We start from the raw sequence: 18,761 nt of genomic DNA, 5'->3' as shown, positions 1-18,761 counted from the left end.
CCTGACACCGTATCGGGGGAAGAATGCTGGCGCCCTCATGCGTGCGTTCCCCCTCGGCCCCTGGCTGCTGTCCCTTTGGCTCCTCACCGCCGGTCCCGCACTCGCGGACAACAACGCGGATGAGGCGGACATCGCCTTCGAGCTGGGCAACGACGCGTACTCGCACGGCAACTACACCGAGGCGCTGCGCTCGTACTTCACCAGCTACCGGCTGGTCCCCAACCGCAACGTCCTCTTCAACATCGCGCGCTGCTTCGAAGCGCTGGGCAAGTTCAACGAGGCGTACCGCTACTACAACGACCTGCTCGGCGAGGATCTGCCGGCCGAGGACGCCTCGGAAGTCACCCGCTCCCTGGAGCGGCTGCGCCCCAAGGTCGCACTGGTGCGCGTCACCACCAATCCCCGCGGCGCGGAAGTCCTCGTGGACCGCGCGGACCTGGGCAGCCGGGGCCGCTCGCCGCAGACGCTCGCGCTGTCGCCGGGCCGCCACAAGGTCCTGGTCCAGAAGTCCGGCTACCGCCCCACCGAGGCCACCGTCACCCTCGTCCGGGGACGGGAAGTGCCCGTGGACCTGGACCTGGCCCTCATCACCGGCATGGTGGACATCACCGGCTCCCCCGAGGGCGCGGAGGTCCGCGACAACCCCACCGGCCCCGTCCTGGGCCGCATCCCCGCGAAGCTGCGCCTGTCTCCGGGCCAGCGCGTGCTGCACGTGCGCGCGCCTGGCCACGCTCCCGGTCAGTACGTCATCGACGTGCCCGCGGAAGGCACCCTGCCACTCGCCGTCACGCTGACCGCTCAGACGGCACCCAGCGGCCGCGTCGTCGTCACCGCAAACCACGACGGCGCCACCGTGCGCGTGGACGGACGGCCCGCGGGCTTCACCCCCACGGTCGTCACCCTCCCGCAGGGCGAGCACGTGCTGGAGGTGGAGAGCCGCGACGTGCGCCCCGTGCGCCAGAAGGTCACCGTCATCCCCGACCAGGAGGTGAAGGTCCACGCCACCCTGCGCTACGAGCCGCCCCCGGTGCGCGCCGCGTCCAAGCGCCTGCTGTCCGTGGACGAGGCCCCCGCCTCCACCACCGTGCTCACTCCGGAGGAGCTGCGCGCGTTCGGCTGGCGCACCCTGGCGGAGGCGCTGGCGGGCGTGCGCGGCTTCTTCCTCACCGACGACCGGACGTACACGTACCTGGGCGTGCGCGGCTTCTCTCCGCCGGGCGACCTCAACACGCGCATCCTCATCCTCTGGGATGGCCACGCGATGAACGACGTGTGGGCCGGCCAGGGCTACGCGGCGCATGACCTCAGCGTGGACCTGGAAGAGGTGGAGCGCATCGAGGTGGTGCGCGGCCCCGGCAGCGCGCTGTACGGCACGGGCGCGTTCTTCGGCGTCATCAACGTGGTGCCGCGCGAGTCGCTGGGCCTGGACCGGCGGCTGGAGATCACCGGCGCCGTGGGCGCGATGGGCTCCACGCTCGTGCACGCGACCACGTCATGGGAGGACACCCAGCGCTCCGTCCTCTTCAGCCTCGCGGGCATGAAGTCGCACGGCGCGGACACCACCCGCCTGGGCGACTCGGGCCCCATCGTCACCGGCCTGGACGGCGAGAGGGCCGGCACCGGTTCGCTGCGCGCTCGCTTGGGCAACCTGTCCCTGGTGGCCCGGCTGCACGGGCGCAGCAAGGACGTGCCCACTGCTCCCTATGGCACCGTGGTGGGCGCGCAGGGCACGCGCGTGCAGGACGTGCGCGGCTTCGCCGAGGCCAAGTACGAACGCCCCCTGTCCGAGCGCTTCGTCCTGTCCCTGCGCGGAGCCCTGGACCTCAGCCGCTACAAGGGCCACTGGAACTACGACGGCGGCGACAACGCGGTGACGAACACCGACTCCGGCGCGGCGGACTGGCTCACCGGCGAGGCGCGCCTGCTGGCGGTCCTGTCCGAAGCCAACCGCCTCACCGTGGGCGTGGAGGGCCAGGCCCAGCTGCGCGTGGACCAGAAGAGCGTGGGCCCCTCGGTGGCCGCGTCACTGGGCTCGCGGACGCGCTCGCTCGTGTCCGTGTACGCACTGGACGAATGGCGCCTGCACCCGCGCCTGAGCCTGTCCCTGGGCTTCCGCGTGGACATGTACTCCGACCTGGACTCGCTTCCGCTCACGCCCCGGCTCGCGGTCATCGGCCGGCCGTATGAGCAGGGCCTCACCAAGCTCGTCATCGGCCGCGCGTTCCGCGCCCCCAACGTCTACGAGCTGTTCTACGAGGACAACCTCCTCACCCAGCGCCCCGCGGGGCAGCTGCAGCCGGAGACCATCACCACCTTCGAGGTGGAGCACTCGCACGACCTGACGCACGAGCTGCGCGTGACGGTCGCGGGCTATCACAACCGCATCTCGCAGCTCGTCACGCTCACCACCGAGTCGGCGGCCACGCCCGCTTGCGGCACCCAGAGCGCGCCCACCCAGTGCCTCGTCTACGCGAACAACTCCGGCGAGACGCTCGCGTGGGGCGCGGAGGCCGGGCTGCACTGGCAGCCGGGCCGCTGGCTGCTGGTGGACCTGAGCTATTCGTACGTGACGCTGCGCAACGCCTCGCAGGAGGTGGTGGAGGCCGCGCCCGCGCACCTCGCCTCCGGACGCTTCCTGCTGCCCGTGGGCAATGGCGACATGCGCATCGCCACGCAGGCCACCTACCAGAGCGCCCGGGTGCCGAGCGTCGCTGGCGCGGCCAGCGGAGAGGCGCTGCTCGTGGGCTTCGGCGTGTCCGGTGACTACGGCCGGCTGCGCTACTTCGCGGGCGTGAACAACCTGCTCGACTCGCGCTACGCCTTCGTCGTGAGCGACGACGTTTCCGCCGGTCCCGTGCCGCAGTACGGCCGCACCTTCAACCTCCAGCTCACCGGCAGCTTCTGACAGACTCTCGCGCCATGAATGACCTCCGCTTCGACTTCATCGACCCCCGCCATCCGCTCTACGCGGGCGAGCTGGAGCTGCGCTTCCGCGTGCTTCGCGAGCCGCTGGGCCATGCACGCGAGGACGTGAAGTTCCCCTTCGAGGACGCCAGCCTCCACCTGGTGGCCCACGCGAATGGCGACGTGCTGGGCTGCGTGCTCTTCCACCCGGAGGACGCGCACGGCGGCCGGCTCTTCCAGATGGCGGTGTCGCCCTCGCTGCAGAAGAAGGGCCTGGGCGCGCAGCTGGTGCGTGCGCTGGAAGAGGAGCTGCGCACTCGCGGCTTCCGCCACGTCCACCTGCATGCGCGGGCCCCCGTCGTCCCCTTCTACGAGCGCCTGGGCTACGCGCCGTACGGCGAGCTCTACGAAGAGGTGGGCATCCCCCACCGGAACATGCAGCGCGACATCTGAGGCTTCAGGTCGCGGAGGCCTGGGCCGCCGGCAGACGGCGGCCAGTCCAGAGCACCACCACCAGCGCCGTGAGCGACATCGCCCCGCCCACCGCGCATACGCCCGGCCAGCCCGCGCGCGTCCACGCCGTCATGCCCGCCCACGCTCCCGCGGCGCCGCCCACGAAGTAGGTCACCATGTAGAGCGTGTTGAGCCGGCTCCGGGCGTCGGGCCGCAGCGAGTACACCCGCGCCTGGTTGGCGATCTGATTCGCCTGCGCGCCCAGGTCCAGCAGCACCACGCCCAGCGCGATGCCCCACAGCGAGTGCCCCACGAGCCACAGCACGACGAAGGACGCCAGCAGCACGGCGATGGCCAGCGCGTTGATGCGCCGGTCCCCTCGCTGGTCCGCGTAGCGCCCCACCAGCGGCGCGATGGCCGCGCCCGCCACACCCACCACGCCGAAGAGGCCCGCCACCTGCGCGTCGTAGTGCCCGGGCAGTGAGCGCAGGTAGAGCGCCAGCGTGGCCCAGAACGCGCTGAACGCGCCGAAGGTCAGCCCTCCCAGCAGCGCGTGCAGCCGCAGCACCGGCTCCGTGCGGGCCAGGTGGATGAGCGACCGCATCAACTGGGGATAGGGCATGGAGACCGAGGGCGGTTGCGCGGGCAGCGTGAAGCGCAACACGACACCCGTCACCACCATCAGGCCCGCCGCCACGAAGAACATGGTGCGCCAGCCCAGGTGCGTGCCCACGAAGCCCGCCGCCGTGCGCGACAGGAGGATGCCGATGAGCAGTCCGCTCATCACCATGCCCACCACGCGTCCGCGCTCCGAGGGCGCCGCGAGCTGCGCCGCGAACGGGATGAGCATCTGCGGCACCACCGTGGTGACGCCGATGGCGAAGCTCGCCGCCACCAGCACGTGCAGGCTGGGAGCGAGCCCCGCGACCACCAGCGCCACGCCCACGCAGCCGCACAACAGGAGGATGACCTTGCGGCGCTCCAGGCTGTCACCCAGCGGCACCAGGAACAGCATGCCCACCGCGTAGCCCACCTGCGTCAGCGTGGGCACCAGCCCCAGCGCGCTCCCGTCCGCACCCAGCGTCCGGCCGATGTCTCCCAGCAGGGGCTGGTTGTAATAGAGGTTCGCGACGGTGACGGCGCCGGCCACCGCCATCAGCCAGACGAGCGAGGGACGGAGCGAAGCGGAAGGCGCGGGGTCGGAAGGCGTCTGCATGGCGGCGGCGCAACGGATAAGCCCCGCATGGACGCGCTTCAAGCAGGACCTGCGCCCCCATCACCGTCCGGGCGGGCAGGCCGTGCGTGCCCCCCTTCCCCACGGGGCCCGCGCGCGGCAGGCTGCGGGCCATGCTTCGTTCCCTCCTGCTGTGCGCGGTGCTGGCCCTGGCCGGCTGTGGTGACTCTTCATCCTCCTCGGGTGACCCCGCGGACGTGACCTACGCCGATTCCCTGGGCGTGGACTTGTCCGCGATGAACAAGAGCGAGTCCGGCCTCTACACGCAGGACCTGGTCGTGGGCACCGGCAAGGAGGCGGTCAACAAGAGCTACGTCGTGGTCCACTACGCGGGCTGGCTTCCGGACGGCTCCATGTTCGACAACAGCCGCGCGCGCGGTGAGCCCATCGACTTCGTGGTGGGCGTGGGCGACGTCATCAAGGGCTGGGACGAGGGGCTCGTCGGCATGCGCGTGGGCGGCAAGCGCAAGCTCGTCATCCCCTCCGACCTGGGCTACGGCTCGCGCGGCTCCGCGCCCGTCATCCCCAGCGACGCCGTGCTCGTCTTCGACGTGGAGTTGATGAACGTCTACTGACGCTGGCCGCGAAGGGCCCCGGCGTGGACTTCAAACGCCGGGCGTCCCCCCGGACACGGGCGGTGCCGGCGGCGCGCGCTTCTTCGGAATCGTGGAGCGGCCCTTCGGCCCCTTCAGCGCCACGCCCAGCAGCATCGTCGCGGGCAGCATCATGCCCAGCCCCTGCGTGAGGTCCTGCGGGGGATGGTTCACCACGCCCAGCACCATTCCGGCGAAGAGCAGGCCGCAGATGACGCGGAGAACAATGGCGTTCACGGTCGAAGGCTCCCAGGCGGGCAATGCCCGGTGGCGGGCGGCCGGAGCATAGCGCGCGGCGCCCCGCCGCGCTGTCCGTTAAGGTCGCCCCGTGAGCCCCCTCAAACGCTTCCAGCCCGGCTACGAACCGCCCGCTCGCTCGCGCGACATCGCGCTCCTGTTCGCCACGCGCGGCATGGACCTGCTCGTGTCCGAACAGGACGGCCGACTCGATCTGCCCCGGTGCTCGGCCCTACCGGAGGCCGCGGCCAGCGCCCACTTCCTGGGCATGCTCGACGACACGGACTGCTATGCGGCGCCCATGCTCGGGGACTTCACGCCGCCGGAAGGGCTGAAGTTCGTGCCCGCCCGCTCGCTCTACAAGCAGGTGGACGAGGTGACCTTCGCCGTGGCGGGCCGCGCGCTCTCCATCTCCGAGTGGGACCTGAACCACCGCTTCTGCGGCAAGTGCGGCGCGGCCACGCAGCTCGTGCCCGGCGAACGCGCTCGCCGATGCCCGGTGGACCACACGCCGTTCTATCCGCGCATCGCTCCGGCGGTCATCGTGCTCATCACCCGGGGTGACGAGATGCTGCTCGCGCGCAACGCGTCCTTCCCGGAGCCCTTCTTCAGCACCGTCGCCGGCTTCGTGGACGCCGGCGAGTCGCTGGAGGAGACCGTGCTCCGCGAGGTGAAGGAGGAGGTGGGCGTGGACCTGAAGAACGTCACCTACTTCGGCAGCCAGCCGTGGCCCTTCGGCCGCTCGCTGATGGTGGGCTTCATGGCCGAGTACGCGGGCGGCGACGTCGTCGTGGACGGCAAGGAGATCGCCGAGGCGCGCTGGTTCGGCGTGGACGACCTGCCGCGCATCCCGCCCCGCCTGAGCATCGCGCGCCACCTCATCGACACCTTCATCGACCGGGTGAAGGCCCGCCGGGCTTGACCCCCTCCCCCCAAGGGTGCGCTTGATGCGCCCCTTCGCACGCCATGCCTGCCGCACGCCCGCACATCGAGCCCCGCCGCGTCCCCACCGCTGACTCCGTCGTGGTGAAGGAACTCTATCTCTCACTCCAGGGTGAGTCGTCCCACGCCGGCATGCTGTGCGGCTTCATCCGCCTCACCGGCTGCCACCTGCGCTGCACGTACTGCGACAGCGAGTTCGCCTTCCACGGCGGCAGCCGCATGAAGGTCTCCGAGGTCGTCGAGAAGGCGCTGGCCTGGAACTCGCCCACCGTGGAGGTGACAGGCGGCGAGCCCCTGCTCCAGCCCGGCGTGTATCCGCTGATGGAGGCGCTGCTGGACGCGGGCCTCAAGGTGCTGCTGGAGACGAGCGGCGCCATCGACGTGCGGCTCGTGCCCCCGGCCGTCCACAAAATCGTGGACATGAAGACGCCGTCGTCTGGCGAGTGCGACCGCAACGACTACCGCAACCTCACGTCCATGAACGCCAATGACGAGCTCAAAATCGTCATCGGCTCACGCGTGGACTACGAGTGGGCACGCGCGCTCGTGCAGGAGCACCAGCTGGGAAAGAAGCCCTACGGCGTCCTGTTCTCCACCATCTTCGACAAGCTCCACCCGCGCCAGCTGGCGGAGTGGATCATCGAGGACCGGCTGCCGGTGCGCTTCCAGCTCCAGATGCACAAGTACCTCTGGGACCCGAACGAGCGCGGCGTGTGACGCGCGGGCACGGCGCCTTCAGGGCCTGTGCCGCCCCAGAGTCACCAGCACCACGGCGATGAGCGCGCCCCACGCCAGCAGCCCCAGCAGGTTCAGCGCGGACAGCACGCGCAGCACGATGGCGAGGCCCCGGTCGCCCACCTCGTCGCGGCGCCGCAACTTGCGCGTGGAGATGACGGTGCCCGCCACCGCCGCCGCGAACGCCCCCATCAACACCAGCAGCACCGTCGTTCCTTCACCCTGCCTCCCCCCTGAGAACATCCACAGCGGCGCGACGAGCAACAGGAGCCCCAGGACGTTGGCCCCCAGCGCCACCCGCACCGCGCGCGACGGGCGCATGTCCCGGGAGCGTCGTTCGGCGCAGGGTGCGCAGTACGCCGTCTCCTCCAGCACCTCCGTGCACGCACCGCACAGGTAGCCGCCGCAGCGCGCGCAGAGGGCCACCGCGGCCGAGTCCGGATGCTGCCCACAGCGGGCACCCGTGGGGCTCGCGGTCATGCGCGGAGGCCTAGAAGCCGGGGGGCGGCGTGCGGGCCATCGCCGCCACGATGCCGTGCGAGCCCATGCCCAGGAACACCGCCGTCAGCACGGTGCTGGCCACGAAGCCCGCGACGATGAGGTTCTTGCGCGGGTGCTCGAACTGGCTGAACGCGTAGACGAGCATGTAGCAGGGGATGAGCAGCACCATGACGCCCGTGCCCACGCTGCGGCGAAAGGCGTGCGTCAGCAGGAGGGCCGCGCACACGAGCGAGACGACCCCGAACAAGATGGCGAGTGGCAGGAGCGGCACACCCGCCCCCTTAGCACGCCTTCGCCCCTTTCGCGGCGGGCGTGCGCATACTAAGGACGCCCCGCCGCCCACCCGCCGAGGAGGTCCCCGCCATGGCCACGTTCAAGACGTTCCTCATCTTCATCCTGGCCGGCACGCTGCTGGGCACCTTCATCGCGTCGCTGGTCGCCCCCTCCTACATCGAGTGGTACAACAGCACGCCGCTCGCCTCGCAGACCATGTGCAACCTGCCGGAGGTCGTGCGCCGCGTGACGACGTCGCTGATGCATTCCCAGCTGATGGGCGCGGGCATTGGCGCGGGCGCGGGCCTGGTGGCCGCCATCCTCGTCGCCGTGCGCGCCCGGAGCCGCGCGAAGCAGGGTCCGGGCTCTCCGCCTCCCGCGGCCACCGCCGCCTGAAGCCTGCGCGCTACTGCTGCTTCGGCAGGATGAAGAGCGGGGGAGACTGCCCCAGCAACACGCCCCCGTTGTGGTCCTCCACCTCCACGTAGAGGTAGATGGGATCGTTGGGGTTCTCCGGCGGAGCCGGCGCCGTCCAGGTGGGCGTGGCGATGTTGGGGTTGCTGAAGACGCCGCCCGCGTTCGGCGGGTTCTGCGTCCAGCGGAAGTAGATTTCGTCGTTGTCCGCGTCCGTCACCTCCAGCTGGAGTTGGATGACGGTGCCCTCCTCGAACTTGAGTCCGCCCGGCGTGGACGGCGAGCCCAACGGGCGCGGTCCGGCGGTGATGACGGGCTGGTGGTTGGGCGCGCCGCACCCCACGCTCCCCAGACCCAGGGCAAGCAAAGCGAACAAGAACGAGCGAGAACGCGACATGAACTTCCCCCTGCTAGGACAGGCCACACCCTAATTCGGCCCCCGGCGTTCCGTACACCCACCCGAAGGCCCCGGCCGTTTCATCAGCAGGCGATGAAACACCCGCGGGCGCCTCGCCAACTGTCGCTCGGCGCGCATCCCGCGTCGGGAAGAGAACCCATTCCGCCAACAAGCCCGGGGGACGTGCGTCAACGCCGTCCCGGGCGCCGCGTGAAGAGCAGCAACTTGTCCGCGCGCGTCAGCCGCTTGATGGCGGCCTCGCGGCGCAGGGCGGTGCTCCGGTCCTCGGCGGGCTCGCTCCACACCAGCGTCACCGGCAGCCGGGCTCGCGTGTACGCGGCGCCCTTGCCCCGGCCGTGGGTGGCCAGGCGACGCTCCAGGTTGTTGGTGGCACCCGTGTAGAGCGTGCCGTCCCGGCAGCGCAGCATGTACACGGTCCAGGCGGTGGGCGGGGCTTCCGACACGTCGGGCCCCACTCTACCGCCAGGACCGCGCCCCTCAGAAAAGCTTCTGCCCGCCCCCACGCCTGCCGTGCAGCCGCGCCAGCCGCCGCGTCCGGGTAAGGACCGCGTGCGTCTTGCGAACGCGCGCCATGACGTCCGACACCTGCGCCAGCGGATCCGTCCGCCACCCCGCCAGCACCTGCGTTTCGTGCACCACGCCCACCAGACCGCCCCCTGCGCCTACCACCCCCACCACCTGCACGTGGTGCCGCTCCATCACCTTCAAGGCCCCCAGCAGTGTGTCTGTGGGAAAAACTGTGGCGATGAAGGACGACAACACTTCCCTGAAACCCCGGCCCTGCCCCATTTCCACGACCTCCCCGCGATGGACACACATCCCCTGCAACTGTCCTGCCGGTCCTCCAAAGTCCGCGTGCGACACACCGGCAACGGCCGGGCGACGGGCGTAGAATGAAGGCGTGACATCACGACAGGCATCAGCACCCCGGTTGAGCCGGATGGCGGACCTCTTCACCAAGGCGGTGGAGCGGAGCAAGGAGGGGTTGCTGACCCTCACGTTCAAGCCGGACGAGCTGTACCGGGTGCCCACGGACGACGGAGCGGCCATCGCGCTGGGGCGCTACCACCCTCGAGGGGAGCGCCGGTTCGCGGAGCCCGTCCTGCTGTGCCACGGGCTGGGAGCCAACCGCTTCCACATGGACTTCAACGAGCAGTACAGCCTGGCGCGCTACCTGGCGCGGGCGGGGTTCGAGACCTGGGTCATCGAGCTGCGCGGCCGGGGGCTCGCCGGGGCCTGCGCGGACTGGAATTTTGACGACCAGGCCGAACACGACGTGAGAACAGCTTTGCGCACCGTGATGTCCACCGGTGCCCAGCAAGTGCTCTGGGTGGGCCACTCCAAGGGCGGCCTGATGCTCTACGCCCACCTGGCCAAGAACCCCCAGGCGCCGGTGAAGGCGGCGGTGTCCCTGGGTGCACCTTTTACATTCGCGGTGCAGCCGGGCCTGCGGGCGTTCGTCCAGCGGGTGGAGCCCGTCCTCAAGCTCAAGGTCATCCCCACCCGGCGCGTCACCAGCATCGCCTTCTTCGGGGCGCCTCCAGGGCCGCTCACCCGGTACATGATGCTGGCGGACAACATGGATCCGCAGGTGGTGCGCTGGGCGCTGGCCAACGTGCCGGCGGACGTGGCCGGGGGCGTGGGACGGCAGTTCGCCCGGTGGATCACCACCAGCCAGTTCACGTCGTTTGACGGCAGCTTCGACTACCGCGAGCCGCTCGCCGGGGTGAAGATTCCGTTCCTGCTCATCGCCGGCAGCCGGGACCTGCTCGCGCCGCCGCTAGCGGTGGCCCGGGCGAAGGAGCACCTGGGTGGCCCCGTGAAGATGCTGGTCGCCGGCCGCGGCCACGGCTTCGAGGCGGACTACGGCCACGCGGACCTGATTCTGGGGCGCAAGGCGCCGGACGAAATCTTTCCCCAGGTGGAGGCCTTCCTGTCCTCCAACGCCACCCCGCTCTAGGGGGGAGAAGCCCACCAGGAGGGCCGGTTGTCCGGGCCCGCCCGGCGTGCTACCCGGGAGGCCGTCCCATGGGCCCATCCGTTCGCTTCCCATCCCGGCCGTGACGTCCCGCTTGAAAGCCCCGCGGCCTGGCACCACCGTGGAAGGTCCCCTGTCCCCTCCCCCGAGGCCTCAGCGCATGCGTCCCGCTTCCTTCCGCGCCTCCTTGCTGTCGTGGTCCGCTGCTCTCGCCCTTGGAGTCCTGGGGCTGACGGGCTGCCGGCCGCAGGCCCAGGAGGGGCCGGACCCCACGGTGGTGGCCACCGTGAACGGCGAGTCGCTCAGCCGGACGGACTTCGAACAGGAGCTGGCGCGGGAGCTGGCCACCACGGAAGGTCCCGAGCCCACGCCCGAGGAGGTGGAGCCCTTCAAGCGGGCGCTCGTGGACACGCTCGTGAAGCGGATGCTGCTGCTCCAGGCCGCGAAGCAGAACAACATCACCGTGACGCCCGAAGAGGTGGACCGCGGCGTGCTGCGGCTGTCCGGCGATTACCCGGCGGGCAACTTCAACGAAGTGCTCGCCCAGGGGCAGCTGTCCATGGCGGAGCTGAGAGCGCGCGAGGCGAGCCGGCTCACCATCGAGAAGCTCTTCACCAACCACGTCTATTCGCGCGTGGCGGTGACGGAAGAGGAGCTGCGCGCGTACTACGCGGCGCACGAGGCGGACTTCCAGGAGCCCGAGGAGGTCCACGCCGCGCAGATGGTGGTGAAGGGGCTGGACGAGGCGCGCAAGCTCCAGGTGCAGCTCAAGGCGGGCAAGAAGTTCTCCGACCTCGCCCGGCGCTATTCGCTCAGCGCGGACGCCAAGGTGGGAGGCGACCTGGGCTTCTTCCCCCGGGGACAGATGCCTCCTGCCTTCGACGAGGTGGTATTCAAGCTGGGGGTGGGGCAGGTTTCGGACGTGGTGTCCACGGAGTACGGCTACCACCTGTTCAAGGTGCTGGAGCGCAGGTCGGCGAGGAAGCGGGAGCTGGTGGAGGTGCGCGGGAAGGTGGAGGGGCGCCTCTTGGAGGCCAAGCGGGCGGCGGCGCAGGAGGCCTTCGAGAAGGAGCTGCGCGACAAGGCCCAGGTGGTGGTGAACGAGGCCACGCTGCAGACCATCCGCGGGCGGCCGGCGCCGCAGGCGGCGAAGTGAAGGACTTTTCCGGGAGCGGGCCTGTTGGGCTCCCGGCGTTTGTCTCAAGAGGGTCGTTGCGATGAAGAACCTGGTGGCGTTCCTGGCGGCGGTGATGCTCTTCACGGGGGCGACGTCCGCCCGCGCGGAGCTGGTGGACAAGGTGGCGGCGGTGGTGAACCGCGACGTCATCCCGCTGTCGGAGGTGCAGCAGCGCGCCGCGCCGGAGCTCCAGCGGGTGAACTCCGAAATCGACCCGCACAAGCGCGCCGAGGCCCGCACGCAGCTGATGAAGACCGCGCTGGACACGCTCATCGGCGAGAAGCTGATGGAGTCGGAGGTCCAGCAGCTGGGCATCACCACCACCGAGGCGGAGGTGGATGAGCTGGTGCAGGACGTGCTCAAGCAGAACAACGTCAGCGACATGAGCCAGTTCGAGCAGCTGCTCAAGAACGAGGGCTTCACGCTCGCCGGCTACAAGGACATGCTCCGCAAGCGCGTGGTGCGCGACAAGCTGCTGCGCATGAAGGTGGGCCCCAAGGTGAAGGTCACCGAGGAGGACCTGAAGGCCGCGTACACGCAGTACACGCGCCTGGAGACCGAGGACGTGGAGGTGCACGCCCGCCACATCCTGGTGCAGGTGGACGCCAAGGCCACGCCGGAGCAGGTGGCCGCCGCGAAGCAGAAGGCGGAGGGCATCGCGCAGGAGGCCCGCCGGCCGGGCATGGACTTCTCCGCCCTGGCGCGCGCCCGCAGCGAGGGCCCCAGCGCGTCGGACGGTGGCGACCTGGGCTACTTCAAGCGCGGCGTGATGGTGCCCGCCTTCGAGAAGGCCGCCTTCAACCTCAAGGAGGGTGAAGTCAGCGAGCCCATCCGCACCAACTTCGGCTGGCACATCCTGAAGGTGGAGGAGCGCCGCAACATCGCCGTGGCCTCCTTCGAGGAGATGAAGCCCAAGCTGGAGTCCAAGCTCCTCAACGAGAAGACGGAGAAGTTCCTGGACCAGTACGTCCAGGAGCTGCGCTCGAAGGCCAACGTCGAAGTGAAGATGTGAGCCCGCGCCCGGTGACCACGACGGACGCGCGCCCCCGCGTGGGCATCTCGCTGGGGGACGTGTCGGGCATCGGGCCGGAGGTGACGGCCCTGGCGCTGGCGAAGCCCTCGGTGCGCCGCGCGCTGGTGCCGGTCGTGTTCGGGGACGGGCCCACGCTGGATGGCTTTCCCCTCTTCCGCCGCTTCCCTCGCGTGGCCCTGGAGGAACTGGGCCGCACGGAGGGGCCGGCGGTGGTGGAGGTGACACACCTTCCCGCGAAGCACCGCGTGCCGGGCAAGCCCACACGCGAAGGCGGCAAGGCGCAGTACGCGTACGTGCGAGCCGCCATCGACGCGATGCGCGCCGGGACGGTGGACGCGCTGTGCACCGCGCCCGTGTCGAAAGAGGAGATTTCGCGCGCGGGCATCCCGTTCATGGGCCACACGGAGGTGCTGGCGGACGCGTTCGGCGTGGACGTGTTGATGATGATGGACGGGCCTCGTGTGCGCATCGCGCTGGCGACGAACCACGTCCCCATCTCCGCGCTGCCGAAGCTGCTGACGGTGGAGAAGCTGGTGGCGCAGCTTCAATTGCTCTCGCGCAGCCTGCAGCCGGTGGTGGGCCGCAAGCCGCGCATCGCCGTGCTGGGGCTCAACCCGCATGCGGGCGAGGGCGGGATGCTGGGGCGTGAAGAGGTGGAGGTGATTGGTCCCGCCATCCGCCTCGCTCGGGCGAAGCGGGTGGATGCGCACGGGCCCATCCCCGCGGATGGCCTGTTCGCGCGGCCTGACGAGGTGGGCGCGAAGTACGACGTGGTGCTGGCCATGTACCACGACCAGGGACTCATCCCGGCCAAGGCGCTGGACTTCGAGCGCACGGTGAACGTGACGCTGGGCCTGCCGGTGCCTCGCACGTCGCCGGACCACGGCACCGCCTATGCGATTGCCGGCACGGGGACCGCGAGCTGCGTGCCCATGATGGAAGCCCTGCTCAAGGCGGCCCGGCTTTCTTCGGGAGCCGGGCAGACAGGTGCTTCGCGAGGTCCTCGCCGTCCTCCTTCGGGTCGATGAGCTTCGCGTGCGTGCCCCGCGCCGTTGAGTCGGGGACCACGAGCACCGTGACCTTCCCCGTGGGGCAGTGACCCAGGCAGGACGCCGGGATGAGCTGCGTCTTGGCCGCCAGGCCGTGGGCCTTGAGGGCTTCACGCACCCGGCGCGGAAGGTCCACCCCGCCCGCGTCCACCGGCAGCCGCATCAGGCAACGGTGACACAGGTGCAACTCGATGGGGTCTGGGTCCTCCCGCGCGGCCATGCGCCAGTCTAGCGCTGGAACCGCTTGCTGAGCTTGTTGAGCTGGCTCTCCATGCCCATGGAGGCCCGCTCCGTCCACTCCTTGCTGTGCATGGCGTCGGACGTGACGACCATCCGCACGGTGTCGCCCTTCGCCTCGAGCTCCACCACCGTGGAGACGGTGTAGGGCGTGACGCCGGGGATGAAGTCCACCGCGTGCCGGTACGCGAGCCGCGTCTTCGGCGTCAGCTCCGTGTACGTGAGGCTGCTGGGGCTGGAGAGGGGCATGCCCGCCTGCTTCATGAAGGCGACCTGTTCCGGCGCGGTGGCGATCATGTCGTAGCGCAGCAGGCCTTCGGGATGCGCGTTCAGCTCGTGCACCTTCACGGAGAAGCCCTCGGGGCCCCACCAGGACTCGAAGCCGTCCTTCGTGGTCCACAGCTCCCAGACCTCATCGAGCGTTGCGGTGTAGCTGCGGTCGAAGGTGACGGTGCTGCGCTTCGCGGTTTCGGTCTGGGTCGTCATGGGGGTTCCTCCTCGGATTTGGGGGCGTCCGTGCGTGCCTTGCGTCTTCGCTCGAGCGCCTGGCCGAACCGGTCGAGGCGGGCCTCCCAGAGGCTGCGATACCCGGTGACCCAGGCATCGAGCTCCTGAAAGGGCTCCGGGCGAAGCGAGTACAGCCGCTTCGTGCCCTCGGGGCGGACCTGGACGAAGCCCGCCTCCTGGAGGATCCCCAGGTGACGGGAGACACCCGACTGCTGGATGTCTACCCGCGCCACCAGGTCGTTCACCGAAAGCTCGCCGCCCTTCAGCGCCTCGACGATGCGGCGGCGCGTGGGGTCGGCCAGGGTCTGGAAGACGTCAACATTCATGGACGTGTATATACATATCCGTGAATGCTTCGATTGTCCAGGGCCCTCCGCGTGGGCCTGGTGGGTGAGCGGGCGGGTTAGAAGACGAAGGGGTAGTGCACCGGGGTGTTCATCGCGACGCGGTGCACGGGGAACTTCCAGCCGCGCACCTGGTCCTCGATGCAGCCGGCGAGCGGAGAGCCCTTCAGGGTATCGGTCTCCATGGCCACGCCGGAGACGGTGCCGGCGGTGTCCACGGACCAGCGCATCTGGAAGCGGCCGCCGTTCTCCAGCGCGGTGCCGGTCTTGAAGTTCTGGACGCAGGTGGCGATGGCGGGCTGGTTCGTGACGACCACGTTGGTGATGTCCGAGGGCGCGAGCTGCTCGCGCTCGGAGGTCGGGGCCGGCGGGATGTAGACGGTCTTCTCCTGGGCCTGCTTGGAGGCGGAGGACTCCGGGGACTCCGCTTCGTCGGTGAAGCCCAGCTCGCGGGCGAAGTCCTCGTCGATTTCGGATCCGGGCTGCGCGGCTTCCTCCGCCTCGGCTTCGGCGGCGGCCTGACGGGCCTGGGCCATCTCCTCCTCGGAGACTTCGCCACCGAAGGACATCTCACGGACCTCGCTGGTGTCCTCGGGCACTTCGAGCGTGGCCGCGCGCTGGGCCACGGGGGCCTTCTTCGGCGTCACCGGAGCGGTCTGCGTGGACGGAGTGGGGTCCGGGGCCAGCGTGTGCAGGCCGGTGGTCAGGCCCGCGCTCGCGGGACCCGCGAGGACGGGCGTGTTCGGAGTGAGGGCCTGCGCGGCGCGCTGCGCGTCCGTCAGGGCAGGCGTGTTCACGCCGCCCGCGATGGACTGTGAGAAGTCCGGCGTGGCCAGCTGGGAGCCGGGGACACCGTAGAAGCCCTGCGTGCCCGGCTGGGTCGTCGCGGAGCCCTGGGTGCCCGGAGCGCCGATCCGCGCGGCGACGGTGCTCGACTGAGTCGTCGCGGAGCCCAGCACGGCCACGGGGGTGCTGATCAGGACCTGTGATTGCGGCGCGGGCTGCGTTTCATCCTTCGACGTGAGGCGCAGGCCCGCGACGACGAGGAGGCCCGCGGCGAGCGCGCCCATCGCGATGGCGCTGACGAAGGACATGGGGCTCATGCCGAGGATGCGCGTGGACGCGTCGGCGATGGCGGGCGGCGGCTCCGGCGCCACGGGGGCGTAGGGCATCCACGGCTGCGGCGCGTAGGCCTCGGCCGGAGAGCCGGGCGTGGCCCAGGCGGGCGACGGCGGCGTGGCATCCCACGACGTCAGGGCGCCACAGGAGTTCTCCTGGGAGGTGCTGGACGGGGACTCGTCCGCGCGCAGCCACTCCGGGATGACGAAGTTCGCGGCCTCGGCGGACAGCGTGAGCTGGGGCTCCACGTTGTCGTTGGACGGCGGCGGCAGCGACTGGAGCCAGGTCTCCTCCGTGGAGGCCAGGTCGAGCAGCGTGCGCAGCGGGCCGGTCGCGAAGGACTCCGGCACGATGTCCTCTTCTTCGAAGGTCTCGGAGGAGAGCGCGCGATCCAGGCACGCATCCAGCTCTGCTTCGAAGGTCTCGGGGTCGCGGGAGAAGTCCGAACCGCCCACCTGCGCCCGCGAAGACACATCACCCGTCAGTAGCTCGCTCACGCCACCCTCCCCGCCGCCCATACCGCGCCAGACCACCGACTCACTGCCAGGGGGCCGATGTTAGGAACGACCCCCGTTCGCGCCACCGCGAGCGTCCAGCCGTGAACGCTTCAGCGATCATTTGCCCCCGCGCAGGGCCCGAAACGTACGGCCCCGCACTCCACACTGTGCGCCGGTGTGCCGACAGGGTTCGGCTTTCCACTGCCAACCCGCCATGTCAGGAGGGGGAGGTAGACACTCGGGGCCTACCCGCCCTGCATGAGCACGAAGCCCTCCGCCACCTATACGGTCGAGTTCCTCCAGACCGCCGTGAAGCAGCTCGCCGCGGTGGATCCGGTCCATCAGCGCCGCATCGCGAAGCGGATCGACGCGCTGGCCACGGAGCCCCGGCCCGTGGGCGCGGAGAAGCTCAAGGGCAGCGACTACCTGCGGATCCGCATTGGCGACTACCGCGTCATCTACCAGGTCGAGGACGGCCGGCTCGTGGTGTTGATCGTCGAGCTGGGCCACCGGCGGGAGATCTACCGCTAGCCGTCTTCTTCGCCTTCTTCGCGAGCCCCAGCTCCGCCTTCACCTGCTTCCACGCAACGCGAGGCTGGCCCTCGGACTCCCGGCGCGCGGCATCCGCCTTCTGGATGTCACGCCGGTCCTCCAGCGCTTCCAGTGCCTGGAGGTCCTCGAAGGGAATCACCGCGACCAGCTTCTTGCCGTGCCGGGTCAGGACGAGCCGCTCCTTCCCGTAGGCCGCCCGGTTGAGCAGCTCCGCCAGGTCGTCGCGCGCTTCGGTGATGCTGACTTCCATCATGGCCGTTCCTCAGGAAACGTACGTTCTGTACATATCATACAGAACACCCCGACACGGCGCTTCCCGGCCCGGCGTGCCACCTCAGTACCGAGGGGCATCCGGCTTGGGCGTCAGGTTGCTGGGCGGGGCCTGGACTTCGTTCACGCGCAGGCCCGCGTGCATGAAGGATGGGGCTCCCTGGAGGAAGGCCGCTGGGAAGTTGAGCGTGGGCTGGGATTCGTCATCCAGCGCCTTCACCTGCGCGGGCGTGAGCTTCACGTCCAGCGCGCCCAGGTTGGTGTCCAGCTGCTCCAGCGTGCGCGCGCCCAGGATGGTGGACGCCACGCCCGGCCGGCCCTGCACCCAGGCCAGCGACACTCGCGCCACCGAGGTGTTCTGCTCCTTCGCCACGCGCTGGAGCACGTCGATGAGCCTGTAGGTCTTCTCGTTGAGCGACGCCTCCGCCCACGCGCCCCGGTCCGCCTTCTGCTTGCCCGCGTTCTCCCGCGTGTACTTGCCGCTCAACACCCCGCTGCGCAGCGGCGACCACGGCGTCACGCCCAGCCCCAGCTCGCGCGCCATCGGGATGAGCTCGCCCTCCACCGTGCGCTCCAGCAGCGAGTACTCGATCTGCAACGCCACCAGCGGCGCCCAGCCCCGGAAGAAGGCCGTCACCTGCGCCTGCGCCACCTTCCACGCGGGCGTGTCAGAGAAGCCCACGTAGCGGACCTTGCCGGAGCGCACCAGGTCGTCCAGCGCCCGCATCGTCTCCTCGATGGGCGTGTTCGCGTCCCAGGCGTGCATCCAGTACAGGTCGATGTAGTCCGTCTGCAGACGGCGCAGCGATTCATCACACGCCGCCATCACCGACTTGCGGCCCGCGCCGCCGCCATTCGGATCCCTCTCGAAGAGGTTGCCGAAGAACTTCGTGGCGATGACCACCCGGTCGCGCTTCGCGGGGTGCTTCCCGATGTGGTCCCCGATGATCTTCTCCGCGTGCCCGAACGTGTACACGTTCGCCGTGTCGATGAAGTTCCCGCCCCGCTCGATGAAGCGGTCCAGGATGGCGTTGGACGTCTCCACGCTGCTGCCCCAACCCAGGTCCTCGCCGAACGTCATGGCGCCCAGGCAGAAGGGACTGACGCGCAGGCCGGAGCGGCCCAGGGTGACGTAGTGGTCGAGCGACATGGGCGGTTCCCTCGCGAATGGAAAGTGCGCGGAGCCAATCCCAGACGCCTCACCACGCCAACCGCCCTTCCCTCGTGGCGTCCAACGTCAGACACGCTCCCGTGACCATCCGATCAACGCCGGACATCCGCGCGCTCCAACGCC

24 protein-coding genes are annotated in these 18,761 nt (G+C 70.0%); 11 read left to right on the top strand and 13 right to left on the bottom strand.

Annotation, left to right across the window (positions count from 1 at the left end; translation table 11 throughout):
• Positions 1-37 precede the first annotated feature (37 nt).
• Entirely contained in the window at positions 38-2,905 is a 2,868-nt protein-coding gene (locus tag D7Y04_RS01920; RefSeq protein ID WP_120595600.1) for a TonB-dependent receptor domain-containing protein, read from the top strand.
• A 14-nt stretch (positions 2,906-2,919) separates the two neighbouring features.
• The gene (locus D7Y04_RS01915) at positions 2,920-3,357 is read left to right on the top strand and encodes a GNAT family N-acetyltransferase (RefSeq protein WP_121758130.1); all 438 of its coding nucleotides are present in this window, start codon (positions 2,920-2,922) and stop codon (positions 3,355-3,357) included.
• 4 nt (positions 3,358-3,361) lie between these two features.
• Here the strand turns inward: D7Y04_RS01915 and D7Y04_RS01910 are convergent, their stop codons facing one another.
• Positions 3,362-4,573: an MFS transporter gene (locus D7Y04_RS01910; protein ID WP_121758129.1), complete on the bottom strand. Its 1,212-nt coding sequence runs from the start codon at positions 4,571-4,573 to the stop codon at positions 3,362-3,364.
• A gap of 131 nt (positions 4,574-4,704) precedes the next feature.
• On the opposite strand from D7Y04_RS01910, the gene D7Y04_RS01905 reads away from it, so the two are divergent.
• Positions 4,705-5,166, top strand: a complete 462-nt coding sequence (locus D7Y04_RS01905) for an FKBP-type peptidyl-prolyl cis-trans isomerase (protein WP_171807785.1) — start codon at positions 4,705-4,707, stop codon at positions 5,164-5,166.
• A 30-nt stretch (positions 5,167-5,196) separates the two neighbouring features.
• Here the strand turns inward: D7Y04_RS01905 and D7Y04_RS01900 are convergent, their stop codons facing one another.
• The gene (locus D7Y04_RS01900) at positions 5,197-5,421 is read right to left on the bottom strand and encodes a hypothetical protein (RefSeq protein ID WP_120595597.1); all 225 of its coding nucleotides are present in this window, start codon (positions 5,419-5,421) and stop codon (positions 5,197-5,199) included.
• Positions 5,422-5,512: 91 nt separating this feature from the next.
• Between D7Y04_RS01900 and nudC the strand changes: the two genes are divergently transcribed.
• A complete protein-coding gene (gene nudC, locus D7Y04_RS01895; protein WP_121758128.1) occupies positions 5,513-6,343 on the top strand; it encodes an NAD(+) diphosphatase in 831 nt (276 codons plus the stop codon).
• Positions 6,344-6,387: 44 nt separating this feature from the next.
• Positions 6,388-7,080, top strand: coding sequence for a radical SAM protein (locus D7Y04_RS01890; RefSeq protein ID WP_120576201.1), 693 nt, complete (start codon positions 6,388-6,390; stop codon positions 7,078-7,080).
• Positions 7,081-7,098: 18 nt separating this feature from the next.
• On the opposite strand, the gene D7Y04_RS01885 is transcribed toward D7Y04_RS01890, so the two are convergent.
• Both D7Y04_RS01885 and D7Y04_RS01880 read right to left on the bottom strand, forming a co-directional pair.
• Positions 7,099-7,578, bottom strand: coding sequence for a hypothetical protein (locus D7Y04_RS01885; protein WP_121758127.1), 480 nt, complete (start codon positions 7,576-7,578; stop codon positions 7,099-7,101).
• Between the two features lie 10 nt (positions 7,579-7,588).
• Positions 7,589-7,870, bottom strand: a complete 282-nt coding sequence (locus D7Y04_RS01880; protein WP_120595594.1) for a hypothetical protein — start codon at positions 7,868-7,870, stop codon at positions 7,589-7,591.
• 92 nt (positions 7,871-7,962) lie between these two features.
• Here D7Y04_RS01880 and D7Y04_RS01875 point away from each other — a divergent pair, with 92 nt between their 5' ends.
• On the top strand, positions 7,963-8,268 hold the full coding sequence (locus D7Y04_RS01875) for a hypothetical protein (RefSeq protein WP_121758126.1): 306 nt from the start codon (positions 7,963-7,965) through the stop codon (positions 8,266-8,268).
• Positions 8,269-8,278: 10 nt separating this feature from the next.
• Here the strand turns inward: D7Y04_RS01875 and D7Y04_RS01870 are convergent, their stop codons facing one another.
• From D7Y04_RS01870 to D7Y04_RS46485, 3 genes are all read right to left on the bottom strand, one after another.
• Entirely contained in the window at positions 8,279-8,683 is a 405-nt protein-coding gene (locus tag D7Y04_RS01870; protein ID WP_147454530.1) for a hypothetical protein, read from the bottom strand.
• A 188-nt stretch (positions 8,684-8,871) separates the two neighbouring features.
• Positions 8,872-9,111 (bottom strand): GIY-YIG nuclease family protein, encoded by a 240-nt coding sequence (locus D7Y04_RS01865; RefSeq protein ID WP_120595616.1) that lies wholly within the window; start codon positions 9,109-9,111, stop codon positions 8,872-8,874.
• 70 nt (positions 9,112-9,181) lie between these two features.
• Entirely contained in the window at positions 9,182-9,493 is a 312-nt protein-coding gene (locus D7Y04_RS46485; protein ID WP_121759242.1) for a CBS domain-containing protein, read from the bottom strand.
• Between the two features lie 151 nt (positions 9,494-9,644).
• Here D7Y04_RS46485 and D7Y04_RS01855 point away from each other — a divergent pair, with 151 nt between their 5' ends.
• The 4 genes from D7Y04_RS01855 (at position 9,645) to pdxA (ending at position 13,920) form a co-directional block, all read left to right on the top strand.
• Positions 9,645-10,664, top strand: coding sequence for an alpha/beta fold hydrolase (locus D7Y04_RS01855; RefSeq protein ID WP_120579696.1), 1,020 nt, complete (start codon positions 9,645-9,647; stop codon positions 10,662-10,664).
• A gap of 178 nt (positions 10,665-10,842) precedes the next feature.
• A complete protein-coding gene (locus D7Y04_RS01850) occupies positions 10,843-11,838 on the top strand; it encodes a peptidyl-prolyl cis-trans isomerase (protein ID WP_121758125.1) in 996 nt (331 codons plus the stop codon).
• A gap of 61 nt (positions 11,839-11,899) precedes the next feature.
• Positions 11,900-12,871: a peptidylprolyl isomerase gene (locus tag D7Y04_RS01845; protein ID WP_121758124.1), complete on the top strand. Its 972-nt coding sequence runs from the start codon at positions 11,900-11,902 to the stop codon at positions 12,869-12,871.
• Between the two features lie 11 nt (positions 12,872-12,882).
• Positions 12,883-13,920, top strand: coding sequence for a 4-hydroxythreonine-4-phosphate dehydrogenase PdxA (pdxA, locus tag D7Y04_RS01840; RefSeq protein WP_121759241.1), 1,038 nt, complete (start codon positions 12,883-12,885; stop codon positions 13,918-13,920).
• Here pdxA and D7Y04_RS01835 read toward each other — a convergent pair.
• The 4 genes from D7Y04_RS01835 to D7Y04_RS01820 form a co-directional block, all read right to left on the bottom strand.
• On the bottom strand, positions 13,841-14,161 hold the full coding sequence (locus tag D7Y04_RS01835; protein ID WP_120598133.1) for a hypothetical protein: 321 nt from the start codon (positions 14,159-14,161) through the stop codon (positions 13,841-13,843). The two genes, pdxA and D7Y04_RS01835, sit on opposite strands and share 80 nt — an antisense overlap.
• 8 nt (positions 14,162-14,169) lie before the next feature.
• Entirely contained in the window at positions 14,170-14,664 is a 495-nt protein-coding gene (locus D7Y04_RS01830; RefSeq protein ID WP_120598134.1) for an SRPBCC domain-containing protein, read from the bottom strand.
• Positions 14,661-15,011: a helix-turn-helix transcriptional regulator gene (locus D7Y04_RS01825; RefSeq protein ID WP_121758123.1), complete on the bottom strand. Its 351-nt coding sequence runs from the start codon at positions 15,009-15,011 to the stop codon at positions 14,661-14,663. The genes D7Y04_RS01830 and D7Y04_RS01825 overlap by 4 nt, the downstream gene beginning before the upstream one ends.
• A gap of 77 nt (positions 15,012-15,088) precedes the next feature.
• Positions 15,089-16,645 (bottom strand): AgmX/PglI C-terminal domain-containing protein, encoded by a 1,557-nt coding sequence (locus D7Y04_RS01820; RefSeq protein ID WP_147477018.1) that lies wholly within the window; start codon positions 16,643-16,645, stop codon positions 15,089-15,091.
• 258 nt (positions 16,646-16,903) lie between these two features.
• Between D7Y04_RS01820 and D7Y04_RS01815 the strand changes: the two genes are divergently transcribed.
• Positions 16,904-17,176: a type II toxin-antitoxin system RelE/ParE family toxin gene (locus D7Y04_RS01815; RefSeq protein ID WP_120598137.1), complete on the top strand. Its 273-nt coding sequence runs from the start codon at positions 16,904-16,906 to the stop codon at positions 17,174-17,176.
• Here the strand turns inward: D7Y04_RS01815 and D7Y04_RS01810 are convergent.
• Positions 17,100-17,450 carry a type II toxin-antitoxin system Phd/YefM family antitoxin gene (locus D7Y04_RS01810; RefSeq protein ID WP_120598138.1) on the bottom strand — a complete coding sequence of 117 codons (351 nt, stop codon included), beginning with the start codon at positions 17,448-17,450 and terminating at the stop codon, positions 17,100-17,102. The two genes, D7Y04_RS01815 and D7Y04_RS01810, sit on opposite strands and share 77 nt — an antisense overlap.
• 81 nt (positions 17,451-17,531) lie before the next feature.
• Positions 17,532-18,617 carry an aldo/keto reductase gene (locus D7Y04_RS01805; protein WP_121758121.1) on the bottom strand — a complete coding sequence of 362 codons (1,086 nt, stop codon included), beginning with the start codon at positions 18,615-18,617 and terminating at the stop codon, positions 17,532-17,534.
• Positions 18,618-18,761 lie beyond the last annotated feature (144 nt).

The organism is Corallococcus sp. AB038B (assembly GCF_003668955.1).
Lineage (GTDB): Bacteria > Myxococcota > Myxococcia > Myxococcales > Myxococcaceae > Corallococcus > Corallococcus exiguus.
The sequence above is the reverse complement of the archived record's forward strand: the minus strand, read 5'-3'. Positions and strand labels throughout refer to the sequence as shown.